Origin of the sequence: Pseudomonas sp. NBRC 111139 (genome assembly GCF_001753955.1) — a bacterium.
Taxonomy (GTDB): domain Bacteria; phylum Pseudomonadota; class Gammaproteobacteria; order Pseudomonadales; family Pseudomonadaceae; genus Aquipseudomonas; species Aquipseudomonas alloputida.
The window spans coordinates 38,242-51,930 of the sequence record NZ_BCBP01000024.1; the positions used below are offsets into that span (position 1 = coordinate 38,242).

Annotated in this window: 10 protein-coding genes and 1 riboswitch; of the genes, 5 read left to right on the plus strand and 5 right to left on the minus strand. The window is 64.4% G+C overall.

Annotated features, from left to right (window positions below; all coding sequences use genetic code 11):
- Positions 1 to 231 precede the first annotated feature (231 nt).
- The 3 genes from BJQ17_RS08205 to BJQ17_RS08215 all read right to left on the minus strand — a co-directional run bounded on the left by BJQ17_RS08205 (position 232) and on the right by BJQ17_RS08215 (position 2,130).
- Complete coding sequence (locus tag BJQ17_RS08205) at positions 232 to 1,251, minus strand: branched-chain amino acid aminotransferase (RefSeq protein WP_003247906.1); 1,020 nt, start codon at positions 1,249 to 1,251, stop codon at positions 232 to 234.
- A gap of 145 nt (positions 1,252 to 1,396) precedes the next feature.
- The gene (locus BJQ17_RS08210) at positions 1,397 to 1,756 is read right to left on the minus strand and encodes a hypothetical protein (RefSeq protein ID WP_003247908.1); all 360 of its coding nucleotides are present in this window, start codon (positions 1,754 to 1,756) and stop codon (positions 1,397 to 1,399) included.
- Positions 1,753 to 2,130 (minus strand): glyoxalase superfamily protein, encoded by a 378-nt coding sequence (locus BJQ17_RS08215; RefSeq protein ID WP_010954367.1) that lies wholly within the window; start codon positions 2,128 to 2,130, stop codon positions 1,753 to 1,755. Before BJQ17_RS08215 ends, BJQ17_RS08210 begins: the two co-directional genes overlap by 4 nt.
- Positions 2,131 to 2,229: 99 nt before the next feature.
- Positions 2,230 to 2,447: riboswitch (cobalamin riboswitch) on the plus strand.
- Between the two features lie 99 nt (positions 2,448 to 2,546).
- On the opposite strand from BJQ17_RS08215, the gene cobW reads away from it, so the two are divergent.
- The 4 genes from cobW (at position 2,547) to BJQ17_RS08235 (ending at position 9,062) form a co-directional block, all read left to right on the plus strand.
- Positions 2,547 to 3,614, plus strand: a complete 1,068-nt coding sequence (cobW, locus tag BJQ17_RS08220) for a cobalamin biosynthesis protein CobW (RefSeq protein WP_003247913.1) — start codon at positions 2,547 to 2,549, stop codon at positions 3,612 to 3,614.
- A 3-nt stretch (positions 3,615 to 3,617) separates the two neighbouring features.
- Positions 3,618 to 7,379 carry a cobaltochelatase subunit CobN gene (gene cobN, locus BJQ17_RS08225; RefSeq protein WP_070095871.1) on the plus strand — a complete coding sequence of 1,254 codons (3,762 nt, stop codon included), beginning with the start codon at positions 3,618 to 3,620 and terminating at the stop codon, positions 7,377 to 7,379.
- 1 nt (position 7,380) lies between these two features.
- Entirely contained in the window at positions 7,381 to 8,394 is a 1,014-nt protein-coding gene (locus tag BJQ17_RS08230; RefSeq protein ID WP_004577135.1) for an ATP-binding protein, read from the plus strand.
- 77 nt (positions 8,395 to 8,471) lie between these two features.
- Positions 8,472 to 9,062: a VWA domain-containing protein gene (locus tag BJQ17_RS08235; RefSeq protein ID WP_012052138.1), complete on the plus strand. Its 591-nt coding sequence runs from the start codon at positions 8,472 to 8,474 to the stop codon at positions 9,060 to 9,062.
- A gap of 106 nt (positions 9,063 to 9,168) precedes the next feature.
- Here the strand turns inward: BJQ17_RS08235 and BJQ17_RS08240 are convergent, their stop codons facing one another.
- Positions 9,169 to 9,435, minus strand: a complete 267-nt coding sequence (locus tag BJQ17_RS08240; protein ID WP_003247923.1) for a hypothetical protein — start codon at positions 9,433 to 9,435, stop codon at positions 9,169 to 9,171.
- A 340-nt stretch (positions 9,436 to 9,775) separates the two neighbouring features.
- Between BJQ17_RS08240 and BJQ17_RS08245 the strand changes: the two genes are divergently transcribed.
- On the plus strand, positions 9,776 to 11,101 hold the full coding sequence (locus BJQ17_RS08245; RefSeq protein WP_003247925.1) for a sigma-54 dependent transcriptional regulator: 1,326 nt from the start codon (positions 9,776 to 9,778) through the stop codon (positions 11,099 to 11,101).
- 458 nt (positions 11,102 to 11,559) lie between these two features.
- Here BJQ17_RS08245 and BJQ17_RS08250 read toward each other — a convergent pair whose 3' ends face one another.
- Complete coding sequence (locus BJQ17_RS08250) at positions 11,560 to 13,560, minus strand: U32 family peptidase (RefSeq protein WP_003247926.1); 2,001 nt, start codon at positions 13,558 to 13,560, stop codon at positions 11,560 to 11,562.
- Between the last annotated feature and the right edge of the window lie 129 nt (positions 13,561 to 13,689).

The window sequence follows — 13,689 nt, forward strand, 5'->3', positions numbered from 1 at the left end:
CCCGCTCCTACCACGGTGGTGGACACACCTCGTGGGTTGGACACAGGCCGTCGTAGGAGCGGGTTTACCCGCGAAAGGGCCGGGCCTGCTGGCCAATTTCCACCCGCCGTTCACCGTCGCTGCCGCCACCGTATTCGCGGGTAAACCCGTACCTCAAGGTGGCCGCGTAAACCCATGAAAAACGGGGCATGCCATCGCTGGCATGCCCCGTTTTCATACAGCTGATGCGCCTCAGGCGACCTTGACGATCCAGCCTGCCGGTGCCTCTACATCGCCGCTCTGGATACCGGTCAGCTCGTTGTAGAGCTTCTGGGTAACCGGGCCGACCTTTTCCAGGTCGTGGAACACGTGCAGCTTGCCGTTGTACTCGATGCCGCCGATCGGAGTGATCACGGCTGCGGTACCGCAGGCACCGGCTTCCACGAAACGGTCCAGCTTGCTGATCTCGACATCGCCTTCGATCACGGTCAGGCCCAGACGCGATTGCGCCAGTTCCATCAGCGAGAGGCGGGTGATGCCGGGCAGTACCGAGGCCGATTTCGGGGTGACGAACTCGTTGTTGGCGGTGATGCCGAAGAAGTTGGCCGAACCGACCTCCTCGATCTTGGTGTGGGTCAGCGGGTCGAGGTAGATGGCGTCGGCGAAGTTGGCCTTCTTCGCTTCAGCGCCCGGCTGCAGGCTGGCAGCGTAGTTGCCACCGACCTTGGCCGCGCCGGTGCCCTGTGGGGCAGCACGGTCGAAGCTGGAAATCTGGAAGTTGTGCGGCTTCATGCCGCCCTTGAAATACGAACCAACCGGGATGGCGAACACCGAGAAGATGAACTCGGGGGCGGTGCGCACGCCAATGTTGTCGCCGGTGCCGATCACGAACGGGCGCAGGTACAGGGCGCCTTTGCCGTGCGGTGGCACGAACTTTTCATTCGCCTTGACCACTTGCTTGCACGCTTCGATGAACACATCGGTCGGCACGTGCGGCATCAGCAGGCGTGCGCAGCTGCGCTGCATGCGGGCCGCGTTCTGGTCCGGGCGGAACAGGTTGATCGAGCCGTCCTTGCAACGGTAGGCCTTCAGGCCTTCGAAGCACTGCTGGCCGTAGTGCAGGGCCGTGGAGCCTTCACTGATGTGCAGTACGTTGTCTTCGGTCAGGGTGCCCTTGTCCCACTCGCCATTGCGCCATACGGACAGGTAGCGTTTGTCGGTCTTGATGTAGTCGAAACCCAGCTTGTCCCAATTAATGCTTTCGTTGCTCATGACACCCTCATTGTCTTGCAAGTGCCCGATCGCTCGGGCTGCTGTTATATGCGCACCATGCCACCTTAAACCATCCTTGGCGGATCGGGAACGGCCAGTCACGAATTGATAGGCTGCGAAGCGATACTATCGTCAAACCGCAGGGTCAATGCCCCTGCAGGCGTTTTCCCCAGTCCCCGCCATGCACCCGTGCACAGGCCTCTTCGCTGTCATAGCGTACATGCCAAGCGGGATGGTCCAGCTGTATTCCAGCGTGGTCCAATGCCTGGCAGGTCAGTGCCAGCATACGTGCCTTTGCGTCGCCCGCCACTGCAGCGGCTTTATCGGCCTCTTGCTCGAATACCCAGGTAATACGCAGGCTGCCCGGAAAGTCCTCGGGGTCGAGGCGATGGGTAAGCCAACTGAAGCCGACAATCTCCGCCTTGGCGGCTTCGCAGGCATCGGTCAGGCACGCGACCAACTCCCGCTCCAGGCGGCCCATTTCGCGTTTGCCCAATGCCTTCACGGGTTGGCCTCGTCATCAATCTGTTGGCAAAAGCGCAGGCGGTTGCCGAACGGGTCCCACACCTGCATCTGCAGGCCCCAATCCAGGCGCTCGGCCTCAGGCCGGGCGAAACCGTACTGTTTACCCTGCAATTCACGCTCCAGCGCGTGCAGGTCGTCGAGGCGGGCGAACACGGTCGAGCCAGGGCAGGCATCGCCATGGTGCTCTGAAAGGTGCAGGATCAGGCCATCACGGTGGATCTGCATGTACAACGGCAAGTCCGGGCTGAAGCGGTGCTCCCAGTCCAGGCTGAAACCCAGGAAATCGAGGTAGAACTCCTTGGCCTTGTCGATCGAGAATATGCGCAGTACAGGTATGGCGGGGGCGAGGGGCATGGGGCGTCCTTGTCCGTTGAAAAGGTGCCACTGTAGCGCAGTTGCTCCCCTTATGGTCGACCAGCCGGCAGCAATGGTTGACCACCCGCCAGCCACTGCGTAGCCTTGCCACTTCGAGGTTCTTCGGCATGGCCGGAGCTAAGACGGGAACGCGGTACAAGCCGCGGCTGCCCCCGCAACTGTAAGCACCGACAACGGATCGACACAGCCACTGCGCCAGCGCGCGGGAAGGCGTCATCCCGCCAGCCCGCTGTTCGACTGAACGGGGACATGGAACGGTGCAAGCCAGGAGACCTGCCTCGTCACGTTTTCGACTTTCAACCGGGCGGGGTGATCCGGTGGCGAACAAGCCCGGCCGGCCTGGCCTGCGGCTGTCGTCCTGCATGCCCGCGCCACACTGCCAAGGGCAATGCGACATGAAAACACTGGCCAAGCTCCCCGTCACCATCGTCACCGGCTTCCTCGGATCGGGCAAGACCACCTTGCTGCGCCACATGCTCGACAACGCCCAGGGGCGCCGCATTGCGGTCATCGTCAACGAGTTCGGCGAACTGGGCATCGATGGCGAGATCCTCAAGCAGTGCAGCATCGGGTGCACCGAAGAAGAAGCCAGCGGCCGCGTCTACGAGCTGGCCAACGGCTGCCTGTGCTGCACCGTGCAGGAAGAATTCTTCCCGGTGATGCGCGAGCTGGTGGCCCGCCGTGGCGACCTCGACCACATCCTCATCGAAACCAGCGGCCTGGCCCTGCCCAAGCCATTGGTACAAGCATTCCAGTGGCCGGAAATCCGTAACGCCTGCACCGTCGATGCGGTCATCACCGTGGTCGACAGCCCGGCCGTGGCCGCCGGCACCTTTGCTGCCTACCCGGACCAGGTCGATGCCCAGCGCAAGCTCGACCCTAACCTGGACCATGAATCGCCCCTGCATGAGCTGTTCGCTGACCAGTTGGCCAGCGCCGACCTGGTGGTGTTGAACAAGGCCGACCTGATCGACGCCGAAGGCCTGGCCAAGGTGCGTGCCGAGGTGGCCGAAGAACTGCCGCCGGCGGTGAAAGTGATCGAGGCCAGCAGCGGCAAGCTGCCACTGGAGGTGCTGCTGGGCGTGGGTGCCGAGTCCGAGGCGCATATCGATGGCCGCCGAACCCACCACGATTCGCACCACGACGGCGACGATCATGACGATCATGACCACGACGCTTTCGACTCCATCTCCATCGACCTGCCAGAAGCCGACGAAAGCCTGCTGCTCGATGCATTGACCCAGTTGGTGGTGGAGTTCGGTATCCTGCGCGCCAAAGGCTTCGCCGCCATCCCGGGCAAGCCGATGCGCCTGCTGGTACAAGGCGTGGGCACCCGTTTCGACAAGCACTTCGACCGCGCCTGGCGCGCCGATGAGCCGCGCATCACCCGCCTGGTGCTGATCGGCCAGGACCTCGATGCTGCCCAGCTGGAAGCGCGCCTGCGCCAGGCACTGGGCGCCTGACCCATGCACCTGCTGCGGACCCAGCCCGGTGCTTTCGTACCGGATGACAGCATTGCCGACCTCGGCCAGACACCCGCCGAGCTGGTGATTCTCTGCAGTGGCGATTCACACCTGGCCTTGCTCGCCGACACCGCCGAGCAATTGCCCGAAGACTTTCCCAGCCTGCGCCTGGCCAACCCGATGCAGGTGCAGAACCATGCCTCGGTCGACCTGTATGTCGACCAGGTGCTGCGCCACGCCAAGGTCATCCTGGTGTCGCTGCACGGTGGCGTTGGTTACTGGCGCTATGGTGTCGAACAACTGGTCGAGCTGGCCGCCCGTGGCGTGCAGCTGATTCTGGTGCCGGGCGATGACCGCCCGGACCCGGAGCTGACCCGCCTGGGCAACGTCCGCGGTGAGCAGGCCGAGCGGCTTTGGCATTACCTGCGCCAGGGCGGCAAGGCCAACGCCATCAACCTGTTCAACTGCCTGGCCAGCCAATGGCTGGGCCGCGACTATGCCTGGGACGAGCCGCAGCCTTTGCCGCGCACGGCGGTCTATCACCCCGCCAAGGGCAGCGCGACACTCGAGGACTGGTACCCGCACTGGCACCCCGAGCAGCCAGTGGCGCCGTTGCTGTTCTACCGTTCGCACCTGCAAGCGGCCAATACCGCCTTCATCGACGTGTTCTGCCAGCGCCTGCAGGCTGCCGGCCTGAACCCGTTGCCGATCGCCGTGGCCAGCCTCAAGGAAAGCGCCTGCCTGGAACAGGTCGAAGCCTGGCTGGACGAGGTCGGCGCCGAAGTGCTGGTCAATACCACCGGTTTCGCCTTGTCCAGCCCCGAGCGCCCCAACCTGCGCCCGTTTCGCCGCGACATCCCGGTGCTTCAGGCAATCTGCGCGCAGGACAACCAGCCAGGCTGGGAAGCCAGCGAGCAGGGCCTGGGCGCGCGCGACCTGGCCATGCACATTGCATTGCCGGAGCTGGACGGGCGCATCATCACGCGCCCGGTCAGCTTCAAGGACATGGCCTGGCGCAGCGAGCGCAGCCAGTCCGACGTTGTCTGCTACCGCGCCCACCCCGAGCGCATGGACTTTGTCGCCGAGCTGGCCCGCCGCTGGGTCGAGCTGGCCCGCCTGCCCAATGCCCAGAAGCGTGTGGCCCTGGTGCTGGCCAACTACCCGACTCGCGATGGCCGCATTGGCAATGGCGTCGGCCTGGACACGCCCGCCGCCGCACTCAACATCCTCAAGGCGCTGCAGGCCGAAGGCTACCCGCTGGCCGAATTGCCGGGCAGCGGTACGCAACTGATCCATCAGCTGCTCGGTGGGGTGACCAACGACCTCGACCACCTCGACCAGCGCCCCTGTGCCCAGAGCCTGAGCCTGGTCGACTACCAGGTGGCCTTCGAGCGCCTGCCGCAGGCCAACCGCCAGGCAGTGCTGGAACGCTGGGGGCCGCCCGAACAGGATCCGATGTACCGCAGCGGCCGGCTGATGGTTGCCGGCCTGCGCTTTGGCTTGACCTTCGTCGGTATCCAGCCGGCGCGGGGCTACCAGGTGGACCCCAGCGCGGTGTATCACGACCCTGACCTGGTGCCGCCGCACGGCTACCTGGCATTTCACTTCTGGTTGCGTCACGCATTTGCCGCCGATGCGGTGATCCACGTCGGCAAGCATGGCAACCTCGAATGGCTGCCCGGCAAAGGCGTCGGGCTGTCGGCGCAGTGCTGGCCGGACGCGCTGCTGGGTCCGCTGCCGAACATCTACCCGTTCATCGTCAACGACCCGGGCGAAGGTGCCCAGGCCAAGCGCCGCACCCAGGCGGTGATCATTGACCACCTGATGCCGCCGCTGACCCGTGCCGAAACCTATGGCCCGCTGCGCCACCTGGAACAACTGGCCGACGAGTTCTACGAAGCGCAGTTGCTCGACCCACGGCGTGCCCGCGAGTTGCAGCGTGACATCCTCGAGCTGGTCAAGGCCAACCACATCGACCGTGAGTTGCAACTGGAAGGGCAACTGGACGATGCGGCGCTCTGGCTGCCGCGCCTGGATACCTACCTGTGCGACCTGAAGGAGTCGCAGATTCGCGATGGCCTGCACGTGTTTGGTCAGTCACCTGAAGGGCGGCTACGCCTGGATACGCTGCTGGCGTTGTTGCGGGTCGAGCGTGGCGACGGCCGTGGCGGTAATGCCAGCCTGCTGCGGGCTTTGGCCAAAGCACTGGTGCCGGGCTGGGACCCGCTCGACTGCGACCTTGGGCAGCCGTGGCAGGGCATACGCCCTGAACAGCTGCAGGCCATGAGCAATGAACCTTGGCGCACCTGTGGCGACACCCGCGAGCGCCTTGAGCTGTTGGCACTGCAGGTGATCGGGCAGGCGCTGGAAGGCACAGCACAGTTACCCGACCTGAGTGAGTGGCAACCGGTGCACGCTGTAGTGCAGGCCCTGCGTGAAGCGGTCGCACCCAGCCTGGACGCCTGCGGCACGGCTGAAATGCATGGCCTGCTGGCGGCACTGGCCGGGCGCTTCGTGCCCGCCGGCCCCAGTGGTGCGCCTAGCCGAGGGCGCCTCGATGTGCTGCCCACCGGCCGCAACTTCTATACGGTGGACGTGCGCAACCTGCCCACCACCACAGCCTGGCGCCTGGGCTTCGCCTCGGCCAGCCTGATCCTCGAGCGCCATCTGCAGGACCACGGCGATCACTTGCGTCAGCTCGGCCTGTCGGTGTGGGGCACGGCGACCATGCGCACCGGCGGCGACGACATCGCGCAGGCCATGGCGCTGATGGGCGTGCGGCCTGTCTGGGCCACCGGAAGCCAGCGCGTCGACGACTTCGAAATCTTGCCGTTGAGCCTGCTCGACCGCCCGCGGGTGGATGTGACCTTGCGCGTTTCCGGCTTCTTCCGCGATGCCTTCGGTAACCTGATCCGCCTGTTCGACGCCGCCGTGCAGGCCGTGGCCGCACTGGACGAACCTGACGACCTCAACCCCCTGGCTGCCCGCGTGCGCAGCGAGCGGGCCGCGCTGCAGGCTCAAGGCGTGGATGCCGAGCAGGCTGCACGTCAGGCTGGCTGGCGGGTGTTCGGTGCCAAACCCGGCGCATACGGTGCCGGGGTGCAGAACGCCATTGACGGGCGCTTGTGGCACAGCCGCGACGACCTGGCAGAGGTCTACCTCAACCACGGTGGCTATGCCTACGGCGGCAGCGACGACGGCACCCCGGCCCGCGCCCAGTTCGCCCAGCGCCTGGCCAAGGTGCAGGCGGTGCTGCAGAACCAGGACAACCACGAGCACGACCTGCTCGATTCCAACGATTACTACCAGTTCCAGGGCGGCATGCTGGCGGCCTCGGAAACCCTGTCCGGGGCGGTGGTGGCCAGCTACCATTGCGACCACAGCCAGGCCGACCGACCGCGCATCCGTACCCTCAAGGAAGAGCTGAACCGGGTGATCCGCGCGCGTGCGCTCAATCCCAAGTGGATCGACGGGGTCAAGCGTCACGGCTACAAGGGTGCCTTCGAGATGGCCGCGACAGTCGACAACCTGTTCGCCTTCGACGCCACCACGCACCTGATCGACGACCATCATTACCAGGGGCTGGCCGATGCCTATGTGCTCGACCCGGCAACCCGCGATTTCATGCGCGAGCACAACCCCGAGGCCCTGCGCGACCTCACCGAGCGCCTGCTGGAGGCCCAGCAGCGCGGCTTGTGGCAGGCGCCGGGCGACTACCGCGAAGCCCTTGAGGACCAACTGCTCGATGGCGAGGAACAGGCTTGAAATGAGTGAACCCGTACAATTTCCGCTGGCGGCCGTGGTCGGTGCAGACGACCTCAAGCTGGCGCTGTGCCTGACCGCCATCGACCCCAGGATCGGTGGTGTGCTGATCGAAGGGCCGCGTGGCATGGCCAAGAGCACCCTGGCCCGTGGCCTGGCCGACCTGCTTGGCGAAGGCCCGTTCGTCACCTTGCCATTGGGCGCCAGTGAAGAGCGGTTGGTCGGCACCCTCGACCTGGATGCCGCGCTGGGGCAGGGCAAGGCGCAGTTTTCCCCGGGCGTGCTGGCCCAGGCCGACGGCGGTGTGCTGTATGTCGATGAGGTCAACCTGCTGCCCGACACCTTGGTCGATCTGTTGCTTGACGTGGCTGCCAGCGGCACAAACCGCATCGAGCGTGACGGTATCTCGCATCGGCACAGCGCCCGCTTCGTACTGATCGGCACCATGAACCCGGAAGAGGGCGAACTGCGCCCGCAGTTGCTCGACCGTTTCGGCTTGAACGTGGCGCTGGAGGGCTTGCCGGAGCCCGAGGCCCGGCAGCAGATCATTCGCCGCCGTCTGGCCTTCGACAGTGACCCTCAGGCGTTCTGCGCACACTGGGCCCAGGCCCAGGCGCAACTGCGCGAGCGCTGCCACGCGGCGCGCCAGGCCTTGGCCGACATTGCCCTGGATGACCAGGCGCTTGCCTGGATTACCGAGCGCTGCTACGCCGCCGGCGTGGACGGCCTGCGCGCCGACCTGGTGTGGCTGCGCGCTGCGCGCGCCCACTGTGCCTGGCGTGGGGCTGCAGCTATCGAAGAAGTGGATGTCGAGGCGGTGGCCGAATTCGCCTTGCGCCATCGCCGCCGTATGACGCCCCAGGCCAGCCCGCCGTCGGCGCCACAGCCGCCTGACCAGCAGCCTGGCGCCGGCAACCCGGGCGAACAGGGTGGGCAGGGCGACTGGGGGGCATTACCGGCACAGCCGGTAGCCAGCGGCGCCCGCCGCGAGGTGCCGAACTGGGCAAAAAAGCCCTGAGCATCCCCCAGCCACCAGCCAACGGGGCGGATGCCAGAACGGGCATAGGCAAGCAGAACGGTACCCGCCGTGGCCTCGTGCGAAATGCGGCGGCCGGCCGGGTAGCCTGGCTGCCGACCTTGCTCAAAGGGCGGCCACGCCAGCGACAGGACCTGTGCTGGCAGCAGCGCCAAGGCAGGCCGGCAGAATTGTGGCTGGTGATCGTCGATGCCTCGGCTTCAACCCGGCGCCATCAGGCGCTGGCACAGACCAAAGGGCTGCTGGCGGCATTGTTCGACCAAGCCTATCGACAACGCGCCCGCCTGGCCCTGCTGACTGCCAGCGGGCGCACACCACAGTGGCAGCGCCACGGGCTGAAGGCATCCGCTGCCTTGCAACCCTGGCTGCAGGCCTTGGGAGCAGGTGGGGGCACGCCGCTGATCGCCGCACTGGAACAGGCGCGGCACTGGCTACAGGCGCGGCAGCGAGCCCATCCGCAAGAGGCCTTGCGTTGCCTGGTGTTCACCGACGGTCGCCTGCAGCACAGCAATACCGTGCAGCCGATGCCATGCGCCACGTTGTTGGTCGATATGGAACTGGCGCCCGTGCGCCTGGGACGCGCTCAGCGTCTGGCAGAACAATTGCAGGCTGATTACCAGCACTTGCAACAATTCAAGGTGGTGGATTGAACTGGCAGGTTGCGACACGTTGTCGCAATTGGGAAAGTTGCCACAACAGCAACAGAGAAGTTGTACAAGTGCGTGACCATGCACGCACTTGTTGTGCTGGCCAATATTACTTCGGCATCGACCACGGTTGCAGGTCGTAGCCCTTTTCACACAATTCGGCGCGCACTTCTTCGATCAGGCTGGCCCACTGGGCCGGGTCGGAGTAGATGCGCGACGACACTTGCTTGGCGCCGATGCGGGTGCTGGTCCGGTCGATCACTGCCAGGCTCAGTTCACCAGTACCATTGGGTGCATCCCAGGCTACGCACTGGAAAGGTTCGAAGGCGTGGTCGGCAATCAGCAGTGCTTCGTTGACACGGAGCGGGGCATTCATGGTTCGGTCTCTCTATGGTCCCAAACATCGAAGTGAAGTCCGCGTTGCTTCAAAGTCGCCTCATTGATCGCGAAGTGCAGCGCGGGGTTATGTCTACTGATGCTCGTTGTTCGTGGGTAAGTCACACATTGGCTGTAAATTTTTTTCAGGGTCGACGCTGTTCTTGCCTGCGCCGCCATGTGATGTCGATAAAGTGCTAAAATTCCCGTGGCGGTTTGTAAAAAAATGATTCGGCAGACAGACGGTACTGGGAACCGTCAACTTCGTTGCTACTGTTAAACGGGCGCCACAACTTGCTGTTTTACTTCAAAAAACCAAAAACTGGCGCCAAGGATCGGTCATGCAGCAGCCTGCCGCTCAACGCCGTTTGCTTATCGTCGACCCCTGCGACGATTGCCACCGCTTGTTACCTGGCCTGCGCAACGCAGGCTGGGATGTGGACAGCTGTATGCTCGGGGCTGCGCTGGACCACACGTGCGATGTCGGGCTATTGCGCTTGCAGGCTTCGCACCTGAGGCACCCGGACGCGGTCAAGGACATGATCAAGCGCAGCAACACCGAATGGATTGCCGTGCTCAGCGCCGATCAGTTGCGCATGCCGGCGTTCGGTGATTTTGTGTGTGAGTGGTTTTTCGACTTCCATACCCTGCCGTTCGACGTCTCCCGCGTGCAGGTAACCCTGGGCCGGGCCTTCGGCATGGCGCGCTTGCGCGGCAAGGGGGCCATCAAGGTCGATGAGGCAACCCATGAGTTGCTCGGCGAAAGCCGGCCTATCCGCGAGTTGCGCAAGTTGCTGGGTAAACTGGCACCCACCGAATCGCCTGTGCTGATCCGCGGGGAGAGCGGCACCGGCAAAGAGCTGGTGGCGCGCACCTTGCACCGTCAGTCGCAACGCAGCGAGCAGCCGTTCATCGCGATCAACTGCGGGGCGATCCCCGAGCACTTGATCCAGTCCGAACTGTTCGGCCATGAGAAGGGCGCCTTTACCGGTGCCCACCAGCGCAAGACCGGGCGTATCGAAGCGGCCGATGGCGGCACATTGTTTCTTGATGAAATCGGCGACCTGCCGTTGGAATTGCAGGCCAACTTGCTGCGTTTTTTGCAGGAGAAGCACATCGAGCGCGTGGGTGGCAGCCAGCCCATACCGGTGGATGTACGGGTGCTGGCGGCCACCCATGTGGACCTTGAGCGGGCCATCGAGCAAGGGCGTTTCCGCGAAGACCTGTATTACCGCCTGAACGTATTGCAGGTGGTGACCGCGCCGTTGCGCGACCGGCATGGTGACCTGTCGATGCTGGCCAACCATTTTGCCCATTTCTACAGTGTGGAGACCGGGCGTCGGCCACGGTCGTTCAGCGACCATGCCCTGGCGGCGATGGGGCGGCATGACTGGCCGGGCAATGTGCGCGAACTGGCCAACCGCGTGCGCCGCGGGTTGGTGCTGGCCGAAGGACGGCAGATTGAGGCGCAAGACTTGGGGTTGCAACTGCTCGACCCGGAACAACAGCCGCTGGGCACGCTGGAAGAATACAAGCAGCGCGCCGAGCGCCAGGCGCTGTGCGATGTGCTCAACCGGCACAGCGACAACCTGAGCGTAGCGGCCAAGGTGCTGGGCATTTCACGGCCGACGTTCTATCGGTTGTTGCACAAGCACCAGATACGCTGAGCGCTACTGAGGTACGCTTGCGCTGTTCTTTGAAGCCGCTCTTACACAAGCCCGTGTAGGAGCGGGTTCACCCGCGAAAGGGCCGGGCCTGCTGGCCAATTTCCACCCGCCGTTCACCATTGTCTCGGCTACCGTATTCGCGGGTAAACCCGCTCCTACAGGGGAAGCACAAGCCTGCGTAGGAGCGGGTTTATCCGCGAAAGGGCCGGGCCTGCTGGCCAATGTCCACCGGCCGTTCACTGTTGTCGCCGCTACCGTATTCGCGGGTGAACCCGCTCCTACACGGAATCCACAAGCCCATGTAGGAGCGGGTTTACCCGCGAAAGGGCCGGTCCTGCTGGCCAATGTCCACCGGCCGTTCACCGTTGTCGCGGCTACCGTATTCGCGGGTAAACCCGCTCCTACACCGGGGGTGGACACGCATCGGTTTAGCCGCGAAGAGGCCCTGCCCGGCGAACTCAGTGCGGTCCGCGCGGGATGGTCTTGAGCAAGTCTTCGGGGCTGATATGCCCCACCACCTGGGCCACCGCGCTGCCCGGGGTCGGCAGGTCGATGATGTGGCTCTTCATCTTGCCGATCACATGCATCTCGCACGGCTTGCAGTCGAACTTCAGGGTCAGTACTTCGTCACCCTGAATCAGCTGCATCGGTGCCACCTTGGTACGCACGCCGGTCACGCCCTTGGCCTGCTTGGGGCACAGGTTGAAGGAGAAGCGCAGGCAGTGCTTGGTGATCATCACCGGCACTTCGCCGTGTTCTTCATGCGCTTCATAGGCCGCATCGATCAGTTGCACACCGTGGCGGTGGTAGAAGTCGCGGGCCTTCTGGTTGTATACGTTGGCCAGGAACGACAGGTGCGACTCGGGGTACACCGGCGGTGGCGTAGTCTCGGCCTTGCGCCCGCCACGCGGATGCGCCTGCACGCGTGCTGCAGTCAGTGCCTCGATGGCCTCGCGGCGCAGGGCCTTGAGCTGCGAGTTGGGAATGAAGTACGCCTGCGGGGCATCCAGTTCGATGCGGTCGGCGTGGTACAGGGTGGTGCCCAACTGGCCGAGCAGGTCGTGCAACTGCTCCAGTGCCTGCTGCGGCTTGTTGGCTACGCCGAATGGGCCGTCCAGGGCCACCTGCACGCTCACGCCTTCTTCACTGCTGAGGGTAAGCATCAGGCGCTGCTCGCGCAGGACAGCGTGCCACTCCACGCCGACCCGGCGTTCGGAGGAGGTGCGTTGCAGGGCCTGTTGCCAGTTGTGGTCGAGGTTGCGCGACAGCGGGTGGTTGGGCCGCAGCTTGTGCAGGCCTTCGGGCATTTCGTTGGGCTCGACGCGATAGCGGTAGCGCTTCTGGCCGTCTTCTTCGAATTCGCCACGCGGTTCGGCGATGTTGGCGCGGAAGCCCACCACTTCGCGCTTGACCAGCACATTGAGGCCGTCGCCGTTGGTCAGCGGTACGTCGGTGACCACTTGCATGTCACGCTTGCCGACCTTTTCCACTACGCCCACCGGCAGGCCGGTGAAGGTTGGCGAGTCGAAGGCGCCGATATCGACCTTGCGGTCGGTCACGAAGTAGTCGGTGCTGCCGCGGTGGAAGGTTTTATCCGGGTCGGGCAGGAAGAAGTGTTCGGTACGGCCGCTGGACGCGCGGGCGTACTGAGGGCGGTCTTCAAGGATGGCATCGAGCTCTTTGCGGTAATGGGCGGTGATGTTCTTCACATAGCCCATGTCCTTGTAGCGGCCCTCGATCTTGAACGAGCGCACGCCGGCATCGACCAGGTCAGCCAGGTTGGCGGTCTGGTTGTTGTCCTTCATCGACAGCAGGTGTTTCTCGAACGCAACCACGCGGCCCTGGTCATCTTTCAGCGTGTAGGGCAGGCGGCAGGCTTGCGAGCAATCACCACGGTTGGCGCTGCGGCCGGTCTGCGCATGGGAAATGTTGCATTGGCCAGAGAACGCCACGCACAGCGCGCCGTGGATGAAGAACTCGATGGCGGCATCGGTTTCGGCGGCGATGGCGCGGATTTGCTGCAGGTTCAGCTCCCGCGCCAGTACCAGTTGCGAGAAGCCAGCCTGGTCGAGGAACTTGGCCCGTTCCAGGGTGCGGATGTCGGTCTGGGTGCTGGCATGCAGCTCGATCGGCGGGATGTCCAGCTCCATCACCCCAAGGTCCTGCACGATCAGCGCGTCAACGCCGGCATCGTACAGCTGGTGAATCAGCTTGCGCGCCGGTTCCAGCTCGTTGTCGTGCAGGATGGTGTTGATGGTGGTGAACACGCGTGCATGGTAGCGATGGGCGAACTCGACCAGCTCGGCGATATCGCTGACTTCGTTGCAGGCATTATGGCGCGCGCCGAAGCTCGGGCCGCCGATATAGATGGCGTCAGCGCCGTGCAGGATCGCTTCACGGGCGATGGCCACGTCACGGGCAGGGCTGAGCAGTTCCAGGTGATTCTTTGGAAGGGACATGTCGTTATATTTTCGGGCTGTCACGGTTTAGGCGGGCATTGTAGCGGTGAAACGGGCTGGCGGCATCATTGGGGTGCCGAGAGGTGCGGGATTGGCTGCGGGTACGCGCAACTGTGGGAGCGGCCTTGC

Coding starts and splice junctions, on each gene's coding strand:
- cobN (WP_070095871.1), top strand. CDS start 3,618: ATGCACCTGCTGCGGACCCAGCCCGGTGCTTTCGTACCGGATGACAGC.
- BJQ17_RS08240 (WP_003247923.1), bottom strand. CDS start 9,435: ATGAATGCCCCGCTCCGTGTCAACGAAGCACTGCTGATTGCCGACCAC.
- BJQ17_RS08215 (WP_010954367.1), bottom strand. CDS start 2,130: ATGCCCCTCGCCCCCGCCATACCTGTACTGCGCATATTCTCGATCGAC.
- BJQ17_RS08245 (WP_003247925.1), top strand. CDS start 9,776: ATGCAGCAGCCTGCCGCTCAACGCCGTTTGCTTATCGTCGACCCCTGC.
- BJQ17_RS08250 (WP_003247926.1), bottom strand. CDS start 13,560: ATGTCCCTTCCAAAGAATCACCTGGAACTGCTCAGCCCTGCCCGTGAC.
- BJQ17_RS08205 (WP_003247906.1), bottom strand. CDS start 1,251: ATGAGCAACGAAAGCATTAATTGGGACAAGCTGGGTTTCGACTACATC.
- cobW (WP_003247913.1), top strand. CDS start 2,547: ATGAAAACACTGGCCAAGCTCCCCGTCACCATCGTCACCGGCTTCCTC.
- BJQ17_RS08230 (WP_004577135.1), top strand. CDS start 7,381: ATGAGTGAACCCGTACAATTTCCGCTGGCGGCCGTGGTCGGTGCAGAC.